Annotated in this window: 20 protein-coding genes; 6 read left to right on the forward strand and 14 right to left on the reverse strand. The window is 58.5% G+C overall.

The features are described 5' to 3' along the window. The first annotated feature begins 3 nt into the window (after positions 1-3). From B0G77_RS39570 to B0G77_RS39580, 3 genes are all read left to right on the forward strand, one after another. The gene (locus tag B0G77_RS39570) at positions 4-1,020 is read left to right on the forward strand and encodes a hypothetical protein (RefSeq protein WP_133667303.1); all 1,017 of its coding nucleotides are present in this window, start codon (positions 4-6) and stop codon (positions 1,018-1,020) included. A gap of 233 nt (positions 1,021-1,253) precedes the next feature. Next, positions 1,254-1,835 (forward strand): competence protein CoiA family protein, encoded by a 582-nt coding sequence (locus tag B0G77_RS39575; protein WP_166656383.1) that lies wholly within the window; start codon positions 1,254-1,256, stop codon positions 1,833-1,835. Further along, positions 1,835-2,233, forward strand: a complete 399-nt coding sequence (locus B0G77_RS39580) for a hypothetical protein (protein WP_133667305.1) — start codon at positions 1,835-1,837, stop codon at positions 2,231-2,233. Before B0G77_RS39575 ends, B0G77_RS39580 begins: the two co-directional genes overlap by 1 nt. A 446-nt stretch (positions 2,234-2,679) precedes the next feature. Here B0G77_RS39580 and B0G77_RS39585 read toward each other — a convergent pair whose 3' ends face one another. The 3 genes from B0G77_RS39585 to B0G77_RS39595 form a co-directional block, all read right to left on the reverse strand. After that, positions 2,680-3,285 carry a DNA ligase gene (locus B0G77_RS39585; RefSeq protein WP_133667306.1) on the reverse strand — a complete coding sequence of 202 codons (606 nt, stop codon included), beginning with the start codon at positions 3,283-3,285 and terminating at the stop codon, positions 2,680-2,682. A gap of 132 nt (positions 3,286-3,417) precedes the next feature. After that, positions 3,418-3,624: a hypothetical protein gene (locus B0G77_RS39590; RefSeq protein WP_133667307.1), complete on the reverse strand. Its 207-nt coding sequence runs from the start codon at positions 3,622-3,624 to the stop codon at positions 3,418-3,420. A gap of 31 nt (positions 3,625-3,655) precedes the next feature. Further along, on the reverse strand, positions 3,656-3,958 hold the full coding sequence (locus B0G77_RS39595) for a hypothetical protein (protein ID WP_133667308.1): 303 nt from the start codon (positions 3,956-3,958) through the stop codon (positions 3,656-3,658). Between the two features lie 326 nt (positions 3,959-4,284). Here B0G77_RS39595 and vapB point away from each other — a divergent pair, with 326 nt between their 5' ends. The 3 genes from vapB to B0G77_RS39610 are packed head-to-tail and all read left to right on the forward strand — an operon-like array spanning position 4,285 to position 5,149. Beyond that, a complete protein-coding gene (gene vapB, locus B0G77_RS39600; protein ID WP_133667309.1) occupies positions 4,285-4,515 on the forward strand; it encodes a type II toxin-antitoxin system VapB family antitoxin in 231 nt (76 codons plus the stop codon). Positions 4,516-4,526: 11 nt separating this feature from the next. Further along, positions 4,527-4,916, forward strand: coding sequence for a type II toxin-antitoxin system VapC family toxin (locus tag B0G77_RS39605; RefSeq protein ID WP_208116591.1), 390 nt, complete (start codon positions 4,527-4,529; stop codon positions 4,914-4,916). A gap of 23 nt (positions 4,917-4,939) precedes the next feature. Beyond that, positions 4,940-5,149: a hypothetical protein gene (locus B0G77_RS39610; protein WP_133667311.1), complete on the forward strand. Its 210-nt coding sequence runs from the start codon at positions 4,940-4,942 to the stop codon at positions 5,147-5,149. A gap of 45 nt (positions 5,150-5,194) precedes the next feature. On the opposite strand, the gene B0G77_RS39615 is transcribed toward B0G77_RS39610, so the two are convergent. The 11 genes from B0G77_RS39615 to B0G77_RS39665 form a co-directional block, all read right to left on the reverse strand. Then, positions 5,195-6,229: an IS630 family transposase gene (locus B0G77_RS39615; RefSeq protein WP_133667312.1), complete on the reverse strand. Its 1,035-nt coding sequence runs from the start codon at positions 6,227-6,229 to the stop codon at positions 5,195-5,197. A gap of 296 nt (positions 6,230-6,525) precedes the next feature. After that, positions 6,526-7,266, reverse strand: coding sequence for an integrase core domain-containing protein (locus tag B0G77_RS39620; protein ID WP_208116592.1), 741 nt, complete (start codon positions 7,264-7,266; stop codon positions 6,526-6,528). After that, positions 7,259-7,861 carry a hypothetical protein gene (locus B0G77_RS39625; protein ID WP_243751476.1) on the reverse strand — a complete coding sequence of 201 codons (603 nt, stop codon included), beginning with the start codon at positions 7,859-7,861 and terminating at the stop codon, positions 7,259-7,261. Before B0G77_RS39625 ends, B0G77_RS39620 begins: the two co-directional genes overlap by 8 nt. Positions 7,862-8,055: 194 nt before the next feature. Next, positions 8,056-8,424, reverse strand: coding sequence for a phospholipase D-like domain-containing protein (locus tag B0G77_RS45410; protein WP_133667314.1), 369 nt, complete (start codon positions 8,422-8,424; stop codon positions 8,056-8,058). Next, entirely contained in the window at positions 8,421-8,813 is a 393-nt protein-coding gene (locus B0G77_RS39635; RefSeq protein WP_133667315.1) for a TetR family transcriptional regulator, read from the reverse strand. Before B0G77_RS39635 ends, B0G77_RS45410 begins: the two co-directional genes overlap by 4 nt. Then, positions 8,810-10,876 (reverse strand): integrase, encoded by a 2,067-nt coding sequence (locus B0G77_RS39640; RefSeq protein WP_133667316.1) that lies wholly within the window; start codon positions 10,874-10,876, stop codon positions 8,810-8,812. Before B0G77_RS39640 ends, B0G77_RS39635 begins: the two co-directional genes overlap by 4 nt. Further along, on the reverse strand, positions 10,869-12,608 hold the full coding sequence (locus B0G77_RS39645) for an integrase (RefSeq protein ID WP_133667317.1): 1,740 nt from the start codon (positions 12,606-12,608) through the stop codon (positions 10,869-10,871). Before B0G77_RS39645 ends, B0G77_RS39640 begins: the two co-directional genes overlap by 8 nt. After that, on the reverse strand, positions 12,605-13,963 hold the full coding sequence (locus B0G77_RS39650) for a site-specific integrase (RefSeq protein WP_243751477.1): 1,359 nt from the start codon (positions 13,961-13,963) through the stop codon (positions 12,605-12,607). Before B0G77_RS39650 ends, B0G77_RS39645 begins: the two co-directional genes overlap by 4 nt. Continuing rightward, positions 13,947-14,447 carry a hypothetical protein gene (locus B0G77_RS39655; RefSeq protein WP_243751478.1) on the reverse strand — a complete coding sequence of 167 codons (501 nt, stop codon included), beginning with the start codon at positions 14,445-14,447 and terminating at the stop codon, positions 13,947-13,949. Before B0G77_RS39655 ends, B0G77_RS39650 begins: the two co-directional genes overlap by 17 nt. Before the next feature lie 93 nt (positions 14,448-14,540). Beyond that, complete coding sequence (locus B0G77_RS39660) at positions 14,541-14,930, reverse strand: hypothetical protein (RefSeq protein ID WP_133667318.1); 390 nt, start codon at positions 14,928-14,930, stop codon at positions 14,541-14,543. Between the two features lie 79 nt (positions 14,931-15,009). After that, positions 15,010-15,210 (reverse strand): hypothetical protein, encoded by a 201-nt coding sequence (locus B0G77_RS39665; RefSeq protein WP_133667319.1) that lies wholly within the window; start codon positions 15,208-15,210, stop codon positions 15,010-15,012. Between the last annotated feature and the right edge of the window lie 7 nt (positions 15,211-15,217).

Raw genomic sequence — 15,217 nt, forward strand, 5'->3', positions numbered from 1 at the left:
TGTATGTTAATCGACATTGATCAACTTTGCCAAACAGTCAGAACGCCAGCCGATCTCCGAAACTTGCCAGGCTACGTGGAGAAGGTTAACCCCGCGCAGGTCGGGCTCCGGCGCGTTATCTGGCCGTATGGCTTTGCATCCGAAACGCACTGTGCCTTGACGAACTGCGGCACGCTGCACAAGGCAGGGGTGATCATCGAGCTCGAAGACGGCACAGTCTCTAACATTGGGCACGTTTGTGGCGCCGACAAGGACAAGTTCTCGTCGAAGTTCACGGCGGAGATGCTCAAGTTGTCCGAGTCGCGACGTCGGGAGGCAATGCTGCCGATCCTGCTTGACCGACCAGCGCTTGAAAGAACGGAACGTGAAGTACGCGCCGCATACCACGAGGCGGAAAATTGGGTCCGCCGCATCGCCGCGTTCGCATCAGTTTGTCCAGAGGCGGACTGGGAACTTCGGCGCCGCATCAGCGGTGGCGCCAGTATGGCAGTTGTCGACGTAGTGGAACGCTCAGAATCGGAAGTCCGCGATCTCATAGCGTCTGGGTTGGCAAGCAACCGTGCTGCCGCGCGCTACAAGGAAGTTGAGAAAGGCGTTATCCGCGGCTCGGCTGCGCTATCACTCTCGGAGCGACGGATTACCTCACTCTGGCGTCGCGCAGATGCGCTGCTCGCTGCTGATCCGCAAGCCGTCGACATCGCAGGGCTCCAGAAACTATTCAACGAATCAGTCCATTTGCCAGAAGATGCACGACGCGTCCTCGAAGAGTGCGAGGCAGCACGGGTGTTCTTTACTCCGGCCAACTTCGCCTTGATGGCGATGCTACCGATGTCACCAGCGGCCAGGGGCGTCCTGAATGCCCTTACGATAGACAAACTCGATAACTCTGTAGTGCAGCTGCCCGCGCGTCAGGACCTTCCGAATTCAGCAGGAGATCGGCCGCTTAACAAGAGGGAGCGCGATCTTCAGCGAAAGATGGCGGCGATCCAGCGCGCGGCGCAACGGGTCATCAAACGATAGCGCAGCAGGTTCCGTTTCTGAGCAAGCACAGACAACATCAACGCATCGATTTCCTAACGATGTGCTACAGCGAAGCAACATCCACACCGTTGCGTGCGCACCCGGTGAAGTCTCGTCGGAGCGATGGGAACCGCCTGCTACGCACTCAATTTCCGCGGAGATCCTGACTAATGCGCATCACTTCAACGGGGTCCGTTCGCCCGAGTCCACGGGATGGACGAGCGAAAGACGCGGTGTTCGCGCTGAACGCATTGGCCGAGCTTGTGCATGTTTCGGAGGTTGCACGCGGTAAAGCATGTGAGTGCTGTTGCGTTGCCTGCGGTTCACGTGTGATTGCCAAGAAGGGAAATCAAACCGCTTGGCACTTTGCGCATCTATCTAAAGCGGATTGTCGGCACGCGGCCGAGACGGCACTGCATAAGGCCGTCAAACAAGTCATCCTCGAAGGAGACTTGATCCGCCTTCCTGATCTGATTGTCGAGGCGCGGGCGAGCGTTGGCACCCATGTTGGTCACGCAAAACGTTGTTTGGAGGGGCGCGCGGTCCAATATGTTGCGCCGCAACTCGAGGTCCGTTTGAGCGAAATCGTCGCCGACGCTGTCGTCACAACGCACGACCGACAGTTAATTATTGAAGTCGCAGTTGAGCATCCGGTGGCCGACGCGAAGCTCCGGAAACTTGCTTGCATGCAGACGCCGGCGATCGAACTTGAAGCATGGAGGTTGGACCGCACGGTGGATTGGAACAAAATCCGATCCTTTGTCAGCGAGTCGAAGGACGAAAGTGGCTGTTCAACCCGCGCGCCGGTCAGCTGATGATGGAGGCGCAGGCTGAAGCTCGAGCCCAAGCCCAAGCCCAAGCTCTGGCTGACGCACATGCCAAAGCTGTCGCACGCTACGATATGCAACGATTCCAGACGGCGGCTGGGAACTCCGGCCGTCGCGCGGGCGATCCGGTGCTGACGGGCGATTGGCAAACTGATGCCACGGCAAAGTTAAAACGGCTATGGCATACGTATCGAGTTGACCGGCTCCTCACCGTAACTCCCTCCTTGGCAGCAGCCGATATGATATTGCGCTGGGAAGAGAAGGATGCGCATGAGGGGGATGTGCAATCTCACTTCGAGGGTCTACTTGCCGTGCTGGCGAGCACCGCACACATTACATATCGGGATGAGAACGGCGCTGTCGCTGAATTCTCTGTCAATGACTAGCTCGGGCCGGAGCCGGCTGTCGGTGTCGAAGAATATGACAACCAAAGTCGAGGGACCAGTGAACGACGAAAACGTGCTTGCGTCGGCGCGACGCACAAAACGAACGTATGTGCGTTTTTCGTTTCCCCGGGGAAACGACATCGGTATAGATCAAGGGGTGCAAGTCCCCTACGGTTTGTCGCGAAGCGCTGACGGGGGCGCTCTTTCCTGAACCTGCCTGCTGACGAGATGCTCGCGGAACCCGCACCCAAGCCCCCCAAGCGCAGTGCCGGCGATGCCACAGGCGATGCACAGCCGTCGTTGATTGGCTAACGGCAGCTGCCGACGAGTTCCGCGCAAAGCACCCTGAACCCACGACCCACGCCCCGCGCATCGTCGACAAATGCAGCGGGCTCCCATCGTCTTCCGAATTTTCCGACTTCCGGCACGGCGTCCCATGGTCCCGGTTATGAACGAACCCCAGGGGCTGCGGGCCTGCTATATCGGGCGTTCCTGACCTTTTGCCAGTCGGGCGACCGGCCGCGCTGGTACGTTGACTTAAGGCGCTTGGCCACCATACCCTCCAGACCGAGGGCCTGCACCTGTTCGAACACCCAGTGTCCGGCGGCGACAATGCCGGACAGATAGACGAGCGTGCCCGTGTCTCCGAAGGCGTCGCGAAGCAGGCGCTTGCGCGCATCAAGCGGAAGGCCTCTCAGATCGCGATCGCCAGTTGCCAGCATGTCAAAAACGTAAAGCCGCGCGGGATGGGCAGTAACAGCTGCGCGCACGTTTGAAGGACGCGATGTTTTGGCGCGGGTCTGCAAACGATGGAATGAGGGACGGCCGTCCGGGTTGTCGACCGTCAGCTCGGCGTCCCAGATGAAATCCCCGGGCACCTGCGAGACAGCCCCGACAATATCCGGGAAAGACAGGTTAAGCGGGTTGCCCGGACGGGATATCAGCTCGACCTGGTCTCGGGTCTTGCGCACGAGAGTCCTGAAACCATCGAGCTTCAATTCGTAAATCCATTCTTCGTCCGAGAACGGCGCGCGACGCGGCGTCGCCAGCATCAGGTCGCCTGCCTCGATGGGCCGTCGCAGCAGTACGCCGGGCCCACTCGCGGGCGCGGCGTTCCCGGCAGTCCGGTTCGTTGCCTTGGTGGCCCGTGGCATGGCAGATCCGGCAGCAGACGTGGTAGCGCTTCAAGGCGTACCGCGTGGCCGCCAGGCGCTGATATAGGCGCATCTGGCCCACGCAAACGCGGAGTGGCCGGCGATGTCTTCGCTCAGGCCCGAGTACGCGCAGAAGTGAGCGAAGTCGTCTTCGGCGGTGTGGCCGTTGGAGCCGGTCGCGGGTGGAGCCGCATGGAGAAGTTGCGCGAGTAGCTGGTCCGGGTCGCCGTAGCACATGCTTTTTCCTCAATCAGAACTGGGCCGTGCGCTACGCGCAAGTGTCCGCGGGCGGTGGGTCGAACGTCCAGGTGCGCAGCGCGGGCCGGTGCGTAAAGTGAGGGTGCGCGAACCACTCCTGCAGGTTTTCGCCAACCTGGCCGATGAACCAGGCGTCAACGGCAAAAGGCTCGTCCAGGCCGTCCGGCTCGTCCACGGCCAGAAAGGCGCCGCGCAGCTCGTCGACGGCCAGATACACGACCGCAAACTCGGTCACGTCGGCGGTAGTCCACTGCGGCTGGCCGCGCAGCAGCATGCGCAGGTCGGAAACCGTCTGCTCAAATGCTCGTTCCATGAGGTTGCTCCCGGGTTATCAGGCACAGAGTGCATTGTCCGTGCCAGCGGTGCGGCGTCTACGGTAAAAACGCTTACCCGCGCATGCGTCGGCCGGTCCAGGCGGTCACCGGGTTTTCCAATGAGCTGAGCGTTCGCGCGGGATGCGTGGCGATTTTGCCCCGCATCCTCTCGAACGTCCTCGTAATAGGCTTTAAGAACGCACTCAAGTGACTCTGCAACCCAGCCGATAAACACTGGGTGCGGTCCGGTCCGACATAGATATTGACATAGCTACGGACGTATATATACTTGTAGCTACGTTGGTTTGTGGACCGGGAGTTAGCCATGTCTCGTATTGCAAAGTTATTCACTAGCGGCGGCAGTCAGGCCGTTCGGCTTCCCGCTGAATTTCGTTTCGAGGGAAAAGAGGTCTTTATCAGTCGTGATGGGGAACGCATTGTTCTTTCCCCGAAGCCGGATTCGTGGGCCGAATATCTCGCGTCGGGCCCGCGTGCGACGCCGGACTTCATGGACGGCGTGGTCGATTTGCCTGTTCAGGACCGGGAGCCGATCTGATGCCGTTGTACATGCTGGACACTGACACGTGTGCGTTTGTAATGCGTGGCCCGTCCGAAAACCTACGCGGGAAGCTGCTCGCAACGCCCATCGATGAACAAGCCATTTCAGTTATTACTCTCGCGGAGTTGCTGTTTGGAATCAAGTTGTCGTCGCAGGCAAAACGCAATCGACCGGCGCTAGACGCCTTTGTAAAACACTTGACGGTGATGGAGTGGCCCGAAGAAGCAGCCGAGCACTATGCGGAGATTCGCGCGCATCTACACAAAAGCGGTCAGATGATCGGCGCGAACGATCTCTTGATCGCTTCGCATGCACGCTGCGTCGGCGCTGTCGTGGTCACGAATAACGAGCGGGAGTTTCGGCGTGTGCCGGCGCTGAAAGTTGAGAACTGGCTGTAGTTCGGACACAACGTGAAAGGGCCATGCAAAAGTTCAAAATCGGCGACAAGGTACGGCAGCAAGGCAAGATGCAGGTTATGACCGTGGAAGGCGACGCGGCACTGGCGGCCGTATCCACGAGGCCGGGGCGAGTCGCAACGACGCCCGGAATGGTTGTCTGTTCTTGGGCGAACAAGCGAGGGCGGAAGATCCAGAAGGCATTTGTCGAACTGGGTCTTGAATTCGCAGAGTGAGGGAAAAGCGGATGGCGAATATTTTGCGCTGCGTGCTGGTCTTACTCACAAGTCAGTAACATAGCGGACAGATGGATATTGAAAGAACGATCGAACCAGAGCGGGGCTATTGCCGATATCGGCGAGCTGTTTGCGGACGCGTTGGGCGAGTTTTTCGCCCTTCATCAAAGGACGTCTGGCGACGCCGGTACGCTTGGCATGGCTCCAGACCAGCTCGTCGGGATTCAGATCCGGTGCGTAACCAGGCAGGAAGTGCAGGGTTAATTTCCCTTGGGTGCTGCTCACATAGTCTTTGACGCACGCCTTTTTGTGAGCGGGCAAGCTATCAACAATAAGATGCACGGCGCGACGGCGTCGGAACATCAACTTTTCGAGCAGAACGACAAACAGCTCGCCCGTGAGCGCGCCGGGGTAAGTGTCGAACCAGAAAGCTCCCTTGGAATTCACGGCTGAGGCTGCGCTCATGCTTTGGCGTTCGCCAGGTCGCTCGACGATCGGGGTCTCGCCACGCTGCGCCCAGGTTCTGCCGTGAACCGAGTCAGCCCGAAAGCCAGACTCGTCCCAGAAGAAAACATCGGCATTCTCGCGGCTGGCTTGCTGCGCAATGGCGGGAAAGGTCTCGTGCTGCCAGCGTTCGATGGCGACTGGATCACGTTGATAGGCACGTTGGAGCGGTTTTTGCGGCGTCACACCCAGGCGGGCAAGCAGCGTACCGATCGAAGCCAGACTCAGTCTGACATCAAACTCGCGTTGGATCAGCTCGGCTACAAGAGCGCGCGTCCACAGTGCGAAATCGAACCCGTACTGCAGCGGATTCTTGCCGTGAATCCAGCGAAGTACGGTGGTTTCCTGCTGTTTGGTCAGTTTGCGCGGACGGCCTGTAGCGGTGGTCGAAAGCAGTGCACGTACGCCATGACCTCGTCCCCGCGCTTGAGCGCGAATCTTGTACGCCCACGATCGATGCATCCCGAACGACGCCGCGACATCATCGGGGTGCTCACCCTCAGCCATGCGTTTCACTGCGAGTATGCGCATTTCCTCAAGCGTGTTATGAGCCAATGCCCGGCCATCTCTCTTCATGAAATGCTCCGACGAGTCCCAAGATAACCAAGCATAGGATATTCGTCGGCAAACTTCCTGACTGATGAGTAAGTGTCGCCTGGTACGGTGCGCATCTGCTGATGGCCCATGCCTTTGATCTACCCGGGCGGTCGATCATGGCATTTGCGAAGAGCGATCTGTTGTTCGCATGCACGTCTGGCCATGACGAGCGCGAATCCCAGTGCCAACGCGCTCTTTCCAAAAATTGACTCGGAAAAGATCATGCGGGTGATGGCGATGTACCGGCTCCGGTTGTTTGGACACGCTTTTGCAGCTCAGGCGGCCAGCTTCAACAGCCGTTCCTGACGGGCTTCGAGGGGTGATTTGAAGCCCAGCTTTTCAAGACGCCAGTCGCGATTGTATCGATCCTTGAACGCGATGGCGGCAGCACGAACTTCCTCCAGGTTTTTGAAGATGCGCCCATGAATAGCCTGTTCCTTCATTGTCCGGTTGAACCGCTCGGCGACGCCGTTGGTCTGGGGTTCGGCGACGAAGGCATAGCTCGGCGCGATGCCCCAGAACCTGATCTGGTTACGGAAGTCGTCCGACGTGTACTGCGAACCGTGATCCATACGCAGCGACAACCCGCGGCCCGAGTCGGCGACTACCGAGCCAAACTCGCCCAGCAGCCCTTGGGAGATTGGCTCGAGAGCAGCGAAGCGGTCACCAGTTTTCGCGGCATGGATGCCGGTGCACATGCCATCGCAGTGATCAACGCTCGAGAAGATCCACACCATGCCGTCGTCCACGGTCGCGATGCGCACACCGTCGGTACCCCACATCTCATTCGGGCGATCAGTCGTGATCCGGCCGTCGTGAAGGTTGGGTTCGCCTCGCGCCTGCCGGTGCGGCGAGAGCAACCCGTGCTCGCCCATCAACCGCAGTACGCGGGTCCGGGACACGCGGATGTCGTGCACGATGCGCAGCCGCGCCCAGACCTTGCGGTGCCCCTCGCCGATGAAGGGCGAAGCCGCCAGATCGTCGCAGATGGCCTTCAGCAGTTCGACATCAGGCATCTTCGGCTTCGGTCCACGTCTGCGCTGAACCATCGGCGTCACGTTGGTGCTCGCTCTGGCACGAACGGCATAGATCGTCGAACGCGGGAATTCGAGCACCTGGCAAACCCGTTGCAATCCAAAGGGCTTGCCTGCACTGACGACGTTCCTTCCAGCGCAGCGAGTACTCGAGCGACGCAAGGCCGCCCTGCACAATGTCTGGCAGGACAATCCAGTCGGCACCCTCGCCAAGCTTTTCGACGACGCTCATAAACGCCAACTCGTCGAATGGCTCGCCCTGTTGGTATGCAGTCCACGCGCCATTATCTAGCGCATACCGCATGCCTTCCGGGCGATGTGCGCCCTTAGCCGAAACCAGAAGGCGCCATTCCGCGCCGGCCAGTGCTTCGAGATTGCGACGCGTGCCGGTGCGGCTCGCGTATCCCACCATCGGCGGCCGATGCATGATCAGCCGCTCTTCTATTTCCGGATCTTCGTCGGCGCTTCCGTCAACGCAGTAATAGTCGGCGTAAGCCATGACAGCCTGCGCCCAACCTAGTTTCTCTCCGGTCGCATACGAGGAAAGCCAGCTCGGCTCGATCGTCGCCGGACTCATCGCCCACGCTCCGTACATCGAGGGTCAGCCGACGTGTCCGACTTCATCACATCTGCTTCGATGTCGATTCGCCCGGAGAAAACTCCAAGAATTGCCGCTTCAAACATGGGAACTCCACAAGTGAATGCGGAGCGACCCCGGCGGGGGTCGCTTACCCGCGGGGTATAGAAAGTGACAGGAGGACCAGCTACCCGTCAGGGGGCGCGATACGCCTCGCCTGATGCGCTGACATCGGACCAGTTTTGAAGATACGCTTGCGCGATTTCTGGATGGTTCGACAGCACCAACACGTTTTCTGAATTAACCCGTGCTGCTGCCTGGCTGAAGTTATATGAGCCCGTTTCAACGGTTGAACCGTCGCAAACTATGTACTTGCTGTGAACCGTAACCCTCACAGTGTTACTGCCGTGGGGAGTGGTTCCCACAGCGGCCCCGGTCTTGCGCCGGCGGAATCGGCTGCGAAGCGTAGCGGAGCAGACGGTTCCGCCGGCGCGCCGCTGAAGTTGTGACTTCGCGTAAGTTGCGCACAAGGAAGTATGGATGGTGGTGTGCAAGGTCTTCATTTCCGCAATGTGAATACGTTAGTCTGGTTGGTTGAGTTCGTCCGCAGTAGCTCGTTCTCCTTGAGCAGCCGAAGATTGATCGATTGGGAACGCTGCAAATCGATCTTCAATAGCGCGTGTTCGTTGCGCAGCATCGCAAGCTTCGTCTGACACTCCTTGAGTCGATCCCGAACGTTGTCGAGCCTCGTTTCGTCAGATTCACCGATGAATTGCCGGATCTTTTCCGCAATATCCGGGTGCCTGTTGTGGATGGTTGCGTTGTTGACACCGGCCTCGCGGGCCACCGCTGCAATACTGAGTCGCTGGCCAGGCGGCACGACCTTCGGAACTCCATGCCGGATTCGCTTGATCGCCATCTCCAGTGCCGTCGCTGTTTCGCGTTTCTTCATGAATGGAACTCCGAAGGCGGGGCACTGTGCGGCACTACATGCGGCTTGATTGATTCGCCGAGATCGACCAGGACGCGTTCCGCAGCTTCGAGATGGTCAATGCACCGCTGACGCGACGCTATTCCGATGTCGCTTTGGTTCAGCACCTCGATCTGCTGATCTCGAATGCCCCGCCATATCTGGATGTGGCTCTCGTCAATCACGCCTTCGCCACAGGACGTGCAACGGATCGCGTCGTAGAGACCATGCCCGCCGCAGCCGGATCCGCTCGCAAGGCACCATGAATGGCCGGTACCGCGCACGAACACGTCGTCGCCGAGTTTGCGGCAGAAGTCCTCCATGTTCGATACGGTCTTTACTTCCCGGCGATCACGGAACGCAACAATCCGTTGACCCCCGCCTCCTGAGAGCGGCCGTTCTGAATTGATCCACTTTTCCAGAATCGCTGCCTGCAGTTCGTCTCGCTCGAACATAATCTGCTCGATCACTGTCGAATCGATGCCGGCTTCCTGCCGCGAGTAATAGAGCGTCATATCGATGGACCAATGCTTGAAATGCTCCCGGAGATACCGCACATCCCCCATGAGATTTCGGGCGACAAATACAGCGAAGGTTCGCCTGAACTGGTGCGGCGTCAGCGGCCAAGGCTTCCCCACCTCGACCGCATCCCGATCTCGGACTCCCTCCATATCCTCCTGCGTCACAACTGCGCCAGACATACGTGCAAACGCTCGTAGCGCGGCAGCCGCAACAGCTCCCCCGAACGACCGGATCCTCCCCTTTTCCTTGGCTGCTATCAGAAGGGTGTCTCGATGTCGCTCGCGCTCATGCAGCTTCCTAGCCATCTCACCGCGAGCGGAGTTAATTAGCGACGGGTTACCGGCGACAGCCTGGAACGCCTCGTTCATCGCATTGGCCACTGCCCTATACGGCGCGCCGAGACGGGTTGCTACGGCGACAGCCTTCCCGACAACCTCTGGAACCATCCATTCCGCCGGACGAGGGTCGCGCTCGAGCTTGTAGGTCGTTCCTTTCAGCCAGCAGAAGACTTCTCCGTCGAACCCTTCTCTCCTGGAGAAGCAGCCTATCTCCAGCGACGCAAGTTCCGAATCTCTCATACCGGAGAATGCGGCGAACACGATGTAACAGGCCGAACGCAGATAGAGAAGTTGCTCTTTCAGTTGACGTGCGGAGTCATAGCCATACCGGGCTGCAACTTGCGCTGATTGCGGAGCCGACAGATGCCCAACACGGACAGCGAGGTATTCGTCCTCGTTCTTGTAGATACTCGCAAAGCCATCGGGGTAACGTGCTTGATGCGCTTCAACCAGCTTCGCGTACTCTTGCTCACGAATGTCGAGGATTTCGTCCCGAGCGCGCAGCAACGCGTGAGCATGCTGCTCGACGTATTCGAGCGCTTTCTGAACTATGATTTGTAGCACCCGTACCGGAACAATCTCGGTCGTCGCATCACCGATGATCCTCTTCCGCGGCGGCTTACTACCCTTGACGATGAGAGACGACGACGAATCTCCCCACGGGTAGCCCGGCAACCGATCGTTCAGGTGATCGCGAAGATCGTAATACGTGGTCAGGATCTGCAGGCTGATGTTGAGAGAACTGTCTTTGAGTGCCTCCTTCGACTCCTTCGCATAGGCAAGACAGCGCTCCGGCGACATCTCGGCAAACGACGCAATACCGTTGCGTACCATCCATTTCAGCAGCAGTCGTAGTTGGCTCCAGTTATTGAATAGCGTTTTCGCGGAAATGTGTCTCCCAGAGCGGGGCCCCTTGACACGCCAGCGCTCGTACAGAAACCGCTTTGCTGATTCCAGGAGACGAGCGTGACGGGCGTCAATCAGCGTCGAGCCGTCATCAAACTCGACATCGAACCGAATAGCTGCCCCCCGCGTGTTGCGTGTATGGATGTACGGCGACAGGTCCCATGAAACATCCCTGAAGCGGGAAACCACGAATTCGCCTCGCTGGGTGACGATAAGATCCGGGATGGCAGAAACTGCGGTCGCATGGATATCAACCAGATGGCTTGCTGCGTTAGTCATTTGCCGCTCCCCCGAGAATCGACCTTTCACGCCACATGGGATGAGGATCCCGTCGCGCCGCGGTTCTTGCCGCTCGCACGACGTCCGCGCGGAAGCGGGCGGAGATCACCTGATCGATTTCGCGTATCACCCAGCCGTAAACTTTGTGCCAGCGATTACGCCCAAGCAGGTTGCGCTCCTTGATCAGTAGCCAGTAAAAGCTGAACAGGCGGTACAGATCGCTTTCCATCACCACCTGATTGGGACACCGGAAACAGTGAAGGAATGCCGTGCATGCGCGCTCCCTCGTTTGGGGCGCGAATTTTCCGTAAAACGGCGAACTGCAGCGCCCGACACCCGTGTTATGTCTCCCGGACAGGACGAGGCGAACTTCATCGACTGACACACGCATCTCGTCCGCCATCTTCGACAGGACCTCGGGGTCTTCCTGGGTGCCCCGCAACTGCGTTTCGAGGCAAAGCCCGACGAATTTGTGATTACGCTCCATCTCCGGTGTGACCGCGAGATAATGCGAGTCCGTCATCCTCGGAAGATTCCCCAGCGCGTTGGAGGCTCTGATTAAATCCCCACCCGTTAGCCGCCATATCCGCGTTGCAAAGGTCTTTCTCAACCGCATGACCGTCACCCGCATCAGAGATTGTTCGCCGGTTTGCGGATTGACCTCATCAGACAGAAGGCGGTGGCGGTCAACAAACCGGCGAGTCGCTTCATTCAACATGGACGCGTCGATCGGAGCGACCTTGTCCCCCCAGCCGCCATTCGGCATCCGCCGACATAACCAGAGCAATGACCGTTCAGACAACGGTACATGTGCCACATGCTGTTCGGTCAACGCCATGACCTCACGAAACAAGGTCGCCACATCCGTCCGCACAGTCACAAAGTCTTCGATGTTTCGACCCTGCCGGAACGACTGCACGGCAATGTTGTTTCCCCGACGTTTGTACGTTGTCAGCAAGGCATGACTATCTGGCTTCAGGGGATGTGGCTGCAAGGCGTCACGCCTCAATTCAAGAAGCGGTGCAGGGTTGCGTCCTGTTCTCGCCGCGATGAGCAGGAAATAGACGAGGAGCGTATCGTTCTCTCCCCCGTCGAAATGCCCTTCGCGAATAGCTGCAAGATCAGCGACAAGTGCGGCCATAAGCCGACCCATCTCGTCCTTGGAATACGGCTGGTGCCCTTTGCCAGATCGATTGCTTCCTGGAAATGGGTTCACCGGAAGGCAATCGCGGCTCAGAATGCCAACGCAGACGCATTCAAGCAGGATGGACTTCGTATGCGTATAGATCGCTCGGGCGGTCGCATACGACAGAAAGCCTGTTTCGGTGTCCGCGGGCTTTCGCAGCAGCCAGATCACATAAGCATCGAGCAAATCCTTCGTGATGTCCGTCATCTTCGACACCCTCTGCCCTTTCGTAGCCAGATCGTCGAGAAATGCGAACCACTGTGGAATACCGCTGCTACATATTGTAAGGATACTTCCGGGAGACAATGTCTTTGCAAGACGCGATACAGCGTCACGCATCGCAAAGACAATCTCCGATCTCCCAGCGTCAACATTCGATGGCGCGCCAACATCGGTATCGACGATCGAGCCGCCCACGAAGCGCCAACGATCGAAATCAAAGCTCTTCGCCCCCGCGCTTACGGGGCAAATGGTCCTTACCATCAAGAGGCCGTCAAGTTCGTCTCCCCGCGTCGTCGGCATTTCGTAGTTCTTACGGCGCTTCATGACGCATCTCCTGCAAGAAGGCCATCGATCTCGAGCTGATACTCGTTCAGATCTGTCTCTCCGAACAGATCGAGGCAGTGAACATAACGAGTCGTGGTACTGATTGAGCTATGTCCAAGACGATCCCGTACCCATGCCAGTGCATGGCCGAGGTTGACCCGTTTGCTTTCGGCGAATAGCTCACACGTCGCGAACGTATGCCTTAGCATGTGCGGAGTCGCCCTGAAGCCGAGCACCGGCGGTGACGATCCAGAGGGCGCCCATAGTTTCCGGTACGCGTTATTCAACCCTTTTTCATTCCACCGGCCCCCTCCCTGGTTAAGAAACGCAACGGTCGCAGGTGTTCCAATGGCCTCGCGGTGAGAACGTGAGCGGAATGCTCCCTCGCCGAAGTTCAGGTAGTCGAACAGGTCTTTCATCATGTGCCACGAGACATAGACACGACGGGCCTTGCCGTGTTTGAGTTCCATGTCTGCCGGATCGAGATTGACCGGAATGCGTCGATTGCGTGACACGGGTGACGGATCAAAGACATACTTCTTGGGAAACGTCCTGCACTCCGCATTTCGCAGGCCGGTCTGCAGCATCAGTTTCGTCATCAACCGAAGCGTTTCTGTCGTACACGCTTTCAGCAGCTCACGGCACTGGTTAATGGTAAGCAGCGGCACGAGCTTCTTCCTCGCCGTGGGTCGAAGGTTGTCCCTCTCGACGATACGTCCGGCTCTGGCATGGCGGTACATGTCCGGATGCACCTCCGGAACGAATGCGAAGTCTCTGCTTTCCCATGGAACGAAGTCGATCCTGCCGCGACGTGCCGCCCACCGATAGAACGCCATGATGTGCGTCAGTCGCTTGCGAACGGTGCTCGATTGGACCTGCTGCCTGCCTGTTCCCGGGTCCACGAGACCAAGCGACCAGTTCCGGTAGATGGCCGGCGTAGAGATCTCTTCCCCTTGCCGGCCTTTGTTCGGCTTTGAATCCCACGACAGCAGATTGGCCCGCAGCCATGAGAAGTAATCGTCAAGCGATTCAGCGTGACTTTTCCAAGTTGCCGGGCTAGCGGTACTCGCATTTTCCAAGGCTGTCCAAAGAAGATAGTCGTTGACTTCCATCACAAATTCCATGTCGTTTTCGCAGAGGAATGGAATTCCCGGACATGCATGGCCCTTGTAGGTAAAGTCATCGCTGGTATAAAACATTCTCATCAGGTCTTGCTCCCGTGACATATGTGACAAGCGTCGATATAGACGCCCGCCATAAATAGCACCGTCACGAGTATCGCGGTGACGAACATCAAGCACAGGTTCGGAGGCAAGTTCACACGGCACGGTCATCTCCTCAATCCGCCGATCCATGGCGATAACGCTGCAACAGCGACCCATAGCGTCTGTATGCGTCGATCCAGTTTTCCGCAAACGCGTGGCGGGCTTCGTCAAGACTGACTTCACCATGGCATACCGCCATGTACAGGGCGAACTCGAGTTCGTCCTTGCGCTCAGCGTTCCACTCAGACTTGCGGGGCTCCGGCCACAAGTTCCCTGGATCAGTTGAACTACCGCCGACACTCAGGGGAATAAGGTGGTCTTCCTCGTAATCGCGCGGGTCGGTGTCCGCGTAGCCGTACTGGCGGATCTGGTATTTCTTGAGCCGGTTCGTATAGAACGCTGGCGGCCGGACCGTTCTGGTCCATCCGTTCACACAGACGGTACTGCCGATGTTTGCCTGCGTGACATCAGGGTTGATAGCCCCCGGAGTCAATCCCGGGTCCGGAAGGTCGGCTGCGAAGCACGCGAATGTGGCCAATAGCAGTGCCAGTGCCACGAACGATTTCTTCTTCACGCCTAGCCTCCTCGCTGTCCAAATGCGGCCGTATCGGCAACATTGACGACTCCCGAAAGTGGCCCACTTACAGCGATGTAACACCCTTCCGGTTTACGGTTGTCGTGCTGTATCGGAAACGCACTGACCGTGCGCACAGGAATGCCCGCGTAGGTCAATGCGCCAAGCGCAGCGTGTGCACGACCGCCGCGGTCCTCCGATGTGGCAGTGACCGTGGACTATCGCAGCAATATCGACGACACCGCGCTTTTTTGCGGCGATCAGCGCCCGCACGACAGTGGGGGACGTGAAGTCGTACGCCATCACCCGTATCGAGCGTTGCCCACCGTCGATGGTGCGCAGCACCAGCCGTTCGGCACCGCCGTCGGGCGAAAACGCCACTTCAATGGCCGACTCTGCAGCGCCTGCGGGTTGCGCAAGCAGCAGGCAGCCTGCCGAGACGAGCGCCGCCGTGATGGTCGCAAGGATGATCTGCTTCTTCATGGAATTCTCCGGAGATAGAGGTATACGGCCAAAGCCCCGCTTCTATCGGAAGCGGGGCGATGACGAGAAAAATGAATAGTCAGGAACAGCGCAACGGGTGTGATGCAGGGAAGACCAGCACACTCCCGTCCTTGCAGACCGTGAAGTCACCTGATTCACGTTTTGGCTGATGGACAACGATCGGCGGCTTGACGTCAACGCTGCGTGCCTGCGGTTGGGCGGCACACGCGCAAAGAGACGAGCTACCCGCAACAATCAGCAACATCAAAAGGTTCGACATGAAAATG

This window comes from Paraburkholderia sp. BL10I2N1, assembly GCF_004361815.1.
GTDB lineage: Bacteria > Pseudomonadota > Gammaproteobacteria > Burkholderiales > Burkholderiaceae > Paraburkholderia.

What these genes read in the sequence shown, in the direction of transcription:
- B0G77_RS39665 (WP_133667319.1), bottom strand. Translation starts at nt 15,210, where the DNA reads ATGTCGAACCTTTTGATGTTGCTGATTGTTGCGGGTAGCTCGTCTCTT.
- B0G77_RS39595 (WP_133667308.1), bottom strand. Translation starts at nt 3,958, where the DNA reads ATGGAACGAGCATTTGAGCAGACGGTTTCCGACCTGCGCATGCTGCTG.
- B0G77_RS39650 (WP_243751477.1), bottom strand. Translation starts at nt 13,963, where the DNA reads ATGGATCGGCGGATTGAGGAGATGACCGTGCCGTGTGAACTTGCCTCC.
- B0G77_RS39625 (WP_243751476.1), bottom strand. Translation starts at nt 7,861, where the DNA reads ATGAGTCCGGCGACGATCGAGCCGAGCTGGCTTTCCTCGTATGCGACC.
- B0G77_RS39660 (WP_133667318.1), bottom strand. Translation starts at nt 14,930, where the DNA reads ATGAAGAAGCAGATCATCCTTGCGACCATCACGGCGGCGCTCGTCTCG.
- B0G77_RS39615 (WP_133667312.1), bottom strand. Translation starts at nt 6,229, where the DNA reads ATGAAGAGAGATGGCCGGGCATTGGCTCATAACACGCTTGAGGAAATG.
- B0G77_RS39635 (WP_133667315.1), bottom strand. Translation starts at nt 8,813, where the DNA reads ATGAAGAAACGCGAAACAGCGACGGCACTGGAGATGGCGATCAAGCGA.
- B0G77_RS39640 (WP_133667316.1), bottom strand. Translation starts at nt 10,876, where the DNA reads ATGACTAACGCAGCAAGCCATCTGGTTGATATCCATGCGACCGCAGTT.
- B0G77_RS39620 (WP_208116592.1), bottom strand. Translation starts at nt 7,266, where the DNA reads ATGCCTGATGTCGAACTGCTGAAGGCCATCTGCGACGATCTGGCGGCT.
- B0G77_RS39605 (WP_208116591.1), top strand. Translation starts at nt 4,527, where the DNA reads ATGCTGGACACTGACACGTGTGCGTTTGTAATGCGTGGCCCGTCCGAA.
- B0G77_RS39590 (WP_133667307.1), bottom strand. Translation starts at nt 3,624, where the DNA reads ATGTGCTACGGCGACCCGGACCAGCTACTCGCGCAACTTCTCCATGCG.
- B0G77_RS39645 (WP_133667317.1), bottom strand. Translation starts at nt 12,608, where the DNA reads ATGAAGCGCCGTAAGAACTACGAAATGCCGACGACGCGGGGAGACGAA.
- B0G77_RS45410 (WP_133667314.1), bottom strand. Translation starts at nt 8,424, where the DNA reads ATGAAGACCTTGCACACCACCATCCATACTTCCTTGTGCGCAACTTAC.
- B0G77_RS39585 (WP_133667306.1), bottom strand. Translation starts at nt 3,285, where the DNA reads ATGCTGGCGACGCCGCGTCGCGCGCCGTTCTCGGACGAAGAATGGATT.
- B0G77_RS39580 (WP_133667305.1), top strand. Translation starts at nt 1,835, where the DNA reads ATGATGGAGGCGCAGGCTGAAGCTCGAGCCCAAGCCCAAGCCCAAGCT.
- B0G77_RS39610 (WP_133667311.1), top strand. Translation starts at nt 4,940, where the DNA reads ATGCAAAAGTTCAAAATCGGCGACAAGGTACGGCAGCAAGGCAAGATG.
- vapB (WP_133667309.1), top strand. Translation starts at nt 4,285, where the DNA reads ATGTCTCGTATTGCAAAGTTATTCACTAGCGGCGGCAGTCAGGCCGTT.
- B0G77_RS39570 (WP_133667303.1), top strand. Translation starts at nt 4, where the DNA reads ATGTTAATCGACATTGATCAACTTTGCCAAACAGTCAGAACGCCAGCC.